This is a genomic window from Candidatus Synechococcus spongiarum SH4 (assembly GCF_000586015.1).
Classification (GTDB): Bacteria; Cyanobacteriota; Cyanobacteriia; order PCC-6307; family Cyanobiaceae; genus Synechococcus_B; species Synechococcus_B spongiarum_F.
In genome coordinates this window covers 1-7,515 of record NZ_JENA01000071.1, presented here as the reverse complement: position 1 = coordinate 7,515, position 7,515 = coordinate 1, and the positions used below count along the sequence as shown (strand labels likewise).

The 7,515-nt window shown below is 63.0% G+C and carries 9 protein-coding genes and 1 pseudogene; 3 read left to right on the top strand and 7 right to left on the bottom strand.

Features of this window, described 5'->3' with window-relative positions:
- Together BG35_RS10310 and BG35_RS0104705 are read right to left on the bottom strand one after the other, a co-directional pair.
- On the bottom strand, positions 1 to 290 hold a 290-nt coding region (locus BG35_RS10310; RefSeq protein WP_034417057.1), incomplete at its 3' end, for an aldo/keto reductase.
- 31 nt (positions 291 to 321) lie between these two features.
- Positions 322 to 888, bottom strand: a complete 567-nt coding sequence (locus BG35_RS0104705; protein ID WP_025781922.1) for a bifunctional nuclease family protein — start codon at positions 886 to 888, stop codon at positions 322 to 324.
- A gap of 68 nt (positions 889 to 956) precedes the next feature.
- On the opposite strand from BG35_RS0104705, the gene BG35_RS0104700 reads away from it, so the two are divergent.
- Complete coding sequence (locus tag BG35_RS0104700; RefSeq protein WP_025781921.1) at positions 957 to 1,631, top strand: riboflavin synthase; 675 nt, start codon at positions 957 to 959, stop codon at positions 1,629 to 1,631.
- A 7-nt stretch (positions 1,632 to 1,638) separates the two neighbouring features.
- Here the strand turns inward: BG35_RS0104700 and BG35_RS0104695 are convergent, their stop codons facing one another.
- From BG35_RS0104695 to BG35_RS0104680, 4 genes are all read right to left on the bottom strand, one after another.
- A complete protein-coding gene (locus tag BG35_RS0104695; protein ID WP_308417017.1) occupies positions 1,639 to 2,031 on the bottom strand; it encodes an AbrB-like transcriptional regulator in 393 nt (130 codons plus the stop codon).
- An 18-nt stretch (positions 2,032 to 2,049) separates the two neighbouring features.
- Positions 2,050 to 2,673: a cytochrome c oxidase subunit 3 gene (locus BG35_RS0104690; RefSeq protein WP_025781919.1), complete on the bottom strand. Its 624-nt coding sequence runs from the start codon at positions 2,671 to 2,673 to the stop codon at positions 2,050 to 2,052.
- A 66-nt stretch (positions 2,674 to 2,739) separates the two neighbouring features.
- Entirely contained in the window at positions 2,740 to 4,425 is a 1,686-nt protein-coding gene (gene ctaD, locus BG35_RS0104685; protein ID WP_025781918.1) for a cytochrome c oxidase subunit I, read from the bottom strand.
- 27 nt (positions 4,426 to 4,452) lie between these two features.
- Positions 4,453 to 5,304, bottom strand: a complete 852-nt coding sequence (locus BG35_RS0104680) for a cytochrome c oxidase subunit II (protein WP_025781917.1) — start codon at positions 5,302 to 5,304, stop codon at positions 4,453 to 4,455.
- Positions 5,305 to 5,436: 132 nt separating this feature from the next.
- Here BG35_RS0104680 and BG35_RS0104675 point away from each other — a divergent pair, with 132 nt between their 5' ends.
- Positions 5,437 to 6,348 carry a COX15/CtaA family protein gene (locus BG35_RS0104675; protein WP_025781916.1) on the top strand — a complete coding sequence of 304 codons (912 nt, stop codon included), beginning with the start codon at positions 5,437 to 5,439 and terminating at the stop codon, positions 6,346 to 6,348.
- A 196-nt stretch (positions 6,349 to 6,544) separates the two neighbouring features.
- On the opposite strand, the gene BG35_RS13620 is transcribed toward BG35_RS0104675, so the two are convergent.
- Entirely contained in the window at positions 6,545 to 6,697 is a 153-nt protein-coding gene (locus BG35_RS13620; RefSeq protein WP_236619783.1) for a hypothetical protein, read from the bottom strand.
- Here BG35_RS13620 and BG35_RS10305 point away from each other — a divergent pair.
- Positions 6,627 to 7,515: pseudogene (locus BG35_RS10305) on the top strand (heme o synthase); the annotation flags it as partial. The gene BG35_RS13620 and the pseudogene BG35_RS10305 sit on opposite strands and share 71 nt — an antisense overlap.

The following is a 7,515-nucleotide window of genomic DNA, read 5'->3' as shown; positions in this document are numbered from 1 at the left end:
AGACGCCGGAGGGTGGCGCGCACCACCGCCATGCCCTTTTCCACCTCCATCCCCGGTAAAAGCTTGCTGGTGACCACGTAGCGGCGCCGGGGTACGGCCAATGCGGCCAGGGCCTGACCCAGATAGATCTGGGAAGGGCCGTAGGAGGGCGCTGTCTCAAAGTGGTTGATGCCGATGGCCAGGGACCGGGCCACCACCTGCCGCAGTTGCAGAGGGCTGTCCAGGGCCCGCATCAGCCCCAGGGTGAAGACGCTCACCCCGGGGCCGCGGCCAAAGGGACGCCGGGTCATGGGAGGGGCAACAGTCACCGCCTGGCGTGAATCACCCCCCGGATCCGGATGGCTCCCCGGGCTGGGGGTCATCGCAACTGTCCGTGGTCTGCTCCGGCGAGTCCAGACTGACTCCGGAGCGGCGGATCAACTCCGCGGGACTGATATCGGCGATGGCCTTGCGGAAGGCTTCGGTGTCCATGGCATCCGCATCCGCATCCACCGGGATGGAGGCGTCACTGACCACCTCCTCCACCATCCAGATGCTGGTCTTGCTGCGCACCGCCAGGGCAATGGCGTCGCTGGGTCGGCAATCCAGGCTCACCACGGTTTTGTCCTGCCGTCGCAGGCGCAGCTCCGCATGGAACGTGTTGTCCTGAATGCTGCTAATGATGATGCGATCAAATTCCAACTCGGCCACCCGCAGCAGATCCAGCATCAGGTCGTGGGTCATGGGACGGGGAGAATGGAGACCCTTCAAGCCGAAGATGATGCTATGGGCCTGCACCTTTTCCACCCAGATGGGCACCTGACGACGGCCGTCGGGATCACCCAGCAGCACAATGGGCTGATGACTGGTGGCATCAAGGGCAATGCCGGTAACTCCCATCTCCACCATGTCGGCATTCCAATCGCTAGCTATCCTGATTATGGGGGTAGGGCTGCCTTGTTTTCCATGGGACCGCCATGTTCACCGGACTGATTCAGGCCACGGGCCAGGCCACCGTTGGCCTGGGAGACGTTGCGGTTCAAAGCCCGGATTTCCTGGCGACGGTCAATCCCCAGCAAGGGGATAGCGTCGCCGTGGACGGGGTCTGCCTCACCGTGGCCAGGCTGACGCCGTGGGGATTCCACGCCGATGTGAGCCCTGAAACCATGGCCCGATGCACCATGGGTCACCCCACAGCCGCCAGGACCATGGTGAATCTGGAGCCGGCCCTGAGGCTCCAGGATCGGCTGGGGGGACATTTGGTCTCCGGTCATGTGGACGGCCTGGGGGAAGTGGTGGCCATTGAACGTCAACCCCGCTCCTGGACCGTGGAGATCCGCTGGCGGGATCCTGGTTTCGGGAGGTATGTGGTGAGCAAAGGCAGTGTGGCGGTGGACGGCATCAGTCTCACGGTGGCCCGGTGTCGTGCCGGAGGAGCGTGCTTCGCGGCGGCGGTGATCCCCGTGACCTGGGGGGAAACCACCTTGCAGCATCGACAGGTGGGGGATCTGGTGAACCTGGAGGCGGATCTACTGGCCAAATACAGCGAGCGACTGTTGGGCCTGGAGCCGCCGCAATCCGCCGGGTCCCGCCAGGAGCAGCAGCCCATCAGCCAGGCCTGGCTGATGGAGCAGGGCTGGAGCCCCCCATAGGCATGGGCTAAACATGCAGGTCTTCCCCATCGCAGGGCAGGAGAAAGATGGATCCGGTATCCGCTTGAATCTCGATGAAAAACTCCTGGCCCGGCTCAATGCCGGCCCGATGGGTGTAGGTCTGACCAATCAGCAGATTGCCGTTGCCATGCACCCGGGTGGTGAAGTCCGCCTGGCGGCCCCGGTGTTTTGTGTCGTTGTCCGCCTTGACGGGCGCCTGAAAGCCCTTGGCCACCACCAGGGCACAATAGAACTTCTGTTTCAGAAGCCGGCCGGATGGGCCGACATAACCACAAAGCCTGGCGAGCTGATCCAGGGGGCGGTCCGCAAAGATTCTGACTTTGGCCAGCAGTTGTTCTCCCTCCAACATCTCCCCGTTGTTTGGCTCGTTACTTGACATTGGCTTTCCGGTTCAGCTTTACAGAAGATACAGCAAGGCAAAGAGCACCACCCAGACCCCGTCAACAAAGTGCCAGTACAGCTCCGCCGCTTCAAAACCAAAGTGGTTCTCCGGTGTAAAGTATCCCTTGCGACCCGCTTGCCACCACACAATTAGAATCATCACGGCGCCCAGGGTGACGTGGAGCCCATGGAAGCCGGTCAGGGCATAAAAGGTGCTGGCAAAGAGATTGTCGGTCAAGCCAAAGGGGAGATGGAAGTATTCCCACATCTGGCCCGCCATGAAGGCGGCCCCCAGGGCAGCCGTGAGCAGCAGCCAACCACGGCAGTCGGACATGCGGCTGGCCATGAGAGCCTTGCTGCCCCGGTGGAAGGTGAGGCTACTGGCCAGAAGCAGCAGGGTGTTCACGGCAGGCAGCAACAACTCCAGTTCGTACTCCGCGTTCACGGGCAGAGGGTTCACCGCCCGATAGGTGAGGTAGGCGGCAAAGAAGCCGGCGAAGGTCATGCCGTCCGCCACCAGAAAAATGATCAGACCAAAGAGGCGCGCATCCGGATGATGGGAGTGGGCCGGTGCTTGTGGCTGGGCCTCTTGCGGTGCATGGGAGAGGGGGGCGGTTGGCCGTTGAGTCAGGATGGTCATGGTGAAGGTGGCAAGGGGGAAAACACGGAAAACGGACCCGGGCCCCCAGGCCCGGCCCCACAGGGCTCAACGGCCTGCGGACCAGAGTTCACGGCCCCGCACCGTGGTGACCGGCATGGCGTCCTCCACACTGCCATAGCCATAGGGTTCTGTCACGAGGGGAGCCTCGCGGAGCCAGTTTTCCACGGGTGGGGGTGAGCTGGTGAGCCATTCCGGGGTGCATGCCCGCCAGGGATTGTCCCCTGCCGGCGCCCCCTTCCATGCACTCCAGACCACGTTGATCAGAAAGGGCAGGGTGCTGATGGCCAGAAGCAGGGCCCCCACGGAAGAAACCTGATTGACGAGCTGAAACTGGGGATCGTATTCCGCCACCCGCCGCGGCATGCCGTTGAGTCCCAGCCAGTGCTGGGGGAAGAAGCAGATGTTGAAGCCGAGAAACGTGAGCAGACAGTGAAGACGGCCCAGGTGTTCATTGAGCAGGCGGCCACTCATTTTGGGGAACCAATGGTAAATTGCTGCGAAAATCACAAAGACTGTTCCACCAAAGACAATATAATGGAAATGAGCCACAACAAAATAGGTGTCGTGGACATGGACATCAAAGGGAACCTGGGCCAGGGCCACCCCTGTGATTCCACCAAAGACAAAGTTGAAAATGAAGCCGCAGCAGAATAGCAACGCACTGTTCAAGGCCAGCTTGCCTTGCCAGAGGGTGGCCAGCCAGTTAAAGAATTTGATGCCGGTTGGCACAGCAATAATGGCTGTGGCAATGGTGAAAAACAACCGCATCCATGGAGGTGTTCCACTGGTGAACATATGGTGAGCCCATACAATCAAGCCCAAAAACACAATGCCCAAAATAGAATAAATCATGGAACGATAACCAAACAGGGGCTTACGGGCATGGATGGGCAGAATCTCGCTCACCAGACCAAAGGCAGGCAGCACCATGATGTACACGGCGGGATGGGAATAGAACCAGAACAAATGCTGATACACCACCGCGTTCCCCCCCAGAGCCGGGTTAAAAAAGCCGGTGCCGGCAACAATATCCATGCTCAACAGGATCAGGGCGCCCGCCAGCACCGGTGTGGCCAGCACCACCAGAACGCTGGTGCCCAACATGGCCCAGCAAAACATGGGCAACTGGAACAGACCCAAGCCAGGGCGCCGCAGCTTGAGGATTGTGGCAATGAAGTTGACCGCGCCAAAGATGGAACTGCCCCCCAGCAGCAGCACACTGACGATCCAGATGATCTGCCCCACCGCAGGCGTGGTGATGCTGAGGGGCGGGTAGGCGGTCCAGCCCGACTGGGCGGCGCCCCCAATGAAATAACTGCTCAGCAAGAGGAAACCCGCCGGCGGGAGCATCCAGAAGGCCACCGCATTGAGCCGCGGGAAGGCCATATCCCTTGCGCCCACATAGAACGGCACCAGATAATTTCCGAAAGCCCCGTTCACCACTGGCACGATCCAGAGAAAGATCATGATGGTGCCGTGCAGGGTCAAGACCTGGTTATAGGTGTCCCGGGCCATGAAATCCGAGAGAGGCGTCACCAGTTCCACACGGATCATGCCCGCCAGGGCGCCACCCACCAGATAGAAGAAGAAGCCCGTCACCAGGTACTGAATACCGATCACCTTATGGTCAAGGCTGAACCCGAAGTACTCGTGCCAAGGGGTGTGGTGTTGAACGTCCCCATGGCCTGACGACCTGTGGAGCGATGGGGATGGGGGGGCGCTTGTTGTCATGGATTCTTTGGCGATGGGGGATCTTGATCAGGCGGTCTGGGGGGAATCGGGAGATGTGGCCACCGTGGCCGGTGTGTTGCGGATGAGCCACTCCTCAAAACTCCGGGAGTCTTCCACCACCACCTTGGAGCGCATTCCCCCATGGTAAGGTCCGCACAATTCGGCGCAGATGATGTCGTAATCACCCTGCCGATTGGCGGTGAAGCTGAGGACCGTGGGCTGACCGGGAATCACATCCTGTTTCAGACGAAACTCGGGCACCCAGAAGGCATGAATCACGTCGTTGGATTTTAACTGCAACTCCACTGGCTGACCCAGGGGCAGGTGCAACTCTCCGGTGGTGAAGTTCTGCTGAGGATAATGAAAGATAAAGGCAAACTGCATGGCCGTCACCTCCACGGGGAAGGCCATGCCCTCGGCCCGGTCAATGCCCCCCCAGATGACGGTTTCCGGATCCGCCGGATTCCCCAGGGAGGCCTGCTCCACCTCCGGTGGCGGCATGGATGTGTGGTGGTTGAAGTCGGCCATGCCACCCATCCGCGCATAGATGTCGTAGCTATAGACCCCAAGCATCAGGATGACGATGGCGGGAACTGCCGTCCAGAAGATCTCCAGGGGAAGATTGCCCTCCACGGCCGGGCCGTCCAGGTGATCACCGGGGCGACGGCGGAACTGCGCCAACGCCACCACCAGCATGGCGGTGATGCCCAGCAGCAGGCCAACGCCAATGGACAGGAGAACCTTGAACAGCGCATCCACAGTGGCGGCATCGTCTGCCGCGGCAACGGGCATCAGGTTGATGTTCTGACCCACCCAGAGGCTGATCAACGCCAGCAGAATGCCGGCAGCCAGGGTGAGAACGGACGCAGGAATCGGCACGGCACGCGCCTGTTACGTGCCTTCAGCGTATGGATGGTTGTCCATGACTTTCTAATGGGAATCTAAAAAAGCGGCGCCAGGCATGAGTCATTTGACCTACCTGGCTAGCGTGTAACCGTTCGTAGGCCGACTGTGTCCACTTCTGCTGGTCTGGCGCCGCCGCCGCTCCACAGGTCGCCACTGCTGCTGCTGAGCACCCATCTGGTGGTGGCCCTGGTGGCACTGGTGACGCTGGGCGGCGCCACACGGGTGATGGAAGCCGGACTGGCCTGCCCGGACTGGCCCCTCTGCTACGGCAGCGTTCTGCCCGCGGCGGAGATGAACATCCGGGTCTTCCTGGAATGGTTCCATCGTCTGGATGCCGCTCTGGTGGGTTTGGGGCTGCTGCTGCTGACCGCCCTCAGTTGGGGGCAACGTCAGCACCTGCCCCCGGCCGTGCCCACCCTGGCCGCCACCGCCATGGCGCTGGTGGTGGCGCAAGTTGCCCTCGGCGCCCTGACGGTGACCCGGTTGCTGCGCTTTGACATTGTCACCGCCCATCTGGCCACGGGTCTGCTGCTGGTGGTCCTGCTGAGCCTGCTGCGGCAACGGTTGCGGCTGACACTGGAACCCCTGCCCCCTGACGTGGATGGATCCCTGGCGGGGCCTTGGCGCCGGTGGCCGGCCCTGGCGGCCCTGCTGGTGTATCTCCAATGTGTTCTGGGGGGCTTGCTGGCCAGCCAGTGGGCCACGGGCCGCTGCCTGCAATTGCTGCAGGGCTGCCACTGGCTCACGGCCCATCGCCTGCTGGCCGTCGCTGCGCTGCTGGCCGTTGTGGCGTTGCCCCTCAAAGCCGCTGCCGTCCCCTGGCCCCATCCCGCCCGCCCCCTGGCCTTTGCCGCCGGCCTCCTGGTGTTGTTGCAAGCCGGTCTGGGGGTGCTCACGCTGCACCTGCACCTGTCCCAACCGTTGGTGACCATTGCCCACCAACTGGGCGCCGCCCTGCTGCTGGGCGTGCTGACCAGCCTGGCCGTTCTTCTCCATCCTCTGCCCTCATCCCCATGACCATGGCTGTCCAGGGAAACAAGCCCCGCCGTTCAGGGCATTGTGCGATGACCGAGCCGCCGCCGCAGGACTTGCGGAGACGTAAAACCGCCTGTGGAATTGAAGGCAAGACGGGTTCGCCCGCGCTCGGCCATGAAGCAGGAACCCGGCTGGAGGATGAGGCATCTGCCAAGTCCGGGAAGAAATCCTCCCCCCCTCAGGGAGGGGAGGAAGTCAACCGGGCCGCCGTCACCCCCTCCGGGCGGAATGCCGTTGTGCCCAGTCGCCGGCATTTGCGGCTGCCTCCCTGGCTGGAGATTGCCAAACCCCGGCTGATCCCCTTGCTGCTGGCCACCACGTTGGGGGGCATGGCCCTGTCTGAATCCTGGCCGCTCCCTCTCCCCCGGTTGGTCTGCACCCTGGGGGGGGCACCCTGGCCGCCGCCGCGGCCGGTGTGCTCAACTGCCTGTGGGAGCAGGAACTGGACGGGCGCATGGCCCGCACTGCGGGACGGGCGCTGCCGTCGGGGCGCCTATCCGCACGGACGGCGTTTCTCCTGGCCGTCAGCTTCACCCTGGCCGCCGCCATGGTGCTGGCGGTAGGGGTGAACTTCCTGGCTGCCGGACTCTCGCTACTGGGTCTGTGCAGCTACGTGTTGCTGTACACCGTTGTGCTGAAGCCCCGCACCAGCCGCAACATTGTCGTTGGCGGGGTGGCGGGCGCCATTCCGCCCCTGGTGGGGGCCGCGGCAGCCGCCGGCCACGTCGGCCTGGGGGGCTGGTGGCTGTTCGCCCTGGTGATGGTGTGGACTCCCGCCCACTTCTGGGCCCTGGCCCTGCTCCTGAAGGATGACTACGCCTCGGTGGGCATCCCCATGCTGCCCGTGGTGAAAGGGGCCCTGTTCACCAGCCGAGCCATTGGCCGCTACGCCTGGCTGACGGCCGTGGCCAGCCTGGCGGGGATGGCCCTGTTGCCCAGTGGCGGGGTCCTGTACGGCCTGCTGGTTCTGCCCCTCAACGGCCGTCTGCTCCAACTCAGCACCGCCCTCCGGCAGCAGCCGGAGGAGCGGCAACGGGCCACCAGCCTGTTCCGGTTTTCCATCCTCTATCTCTTCGGCATCTGCGGGCTGATCCTGTGGTCCCGCAGCGGGGCCGCCGCCCTGTTGGACCACCAGGCGCTGCACCTGCT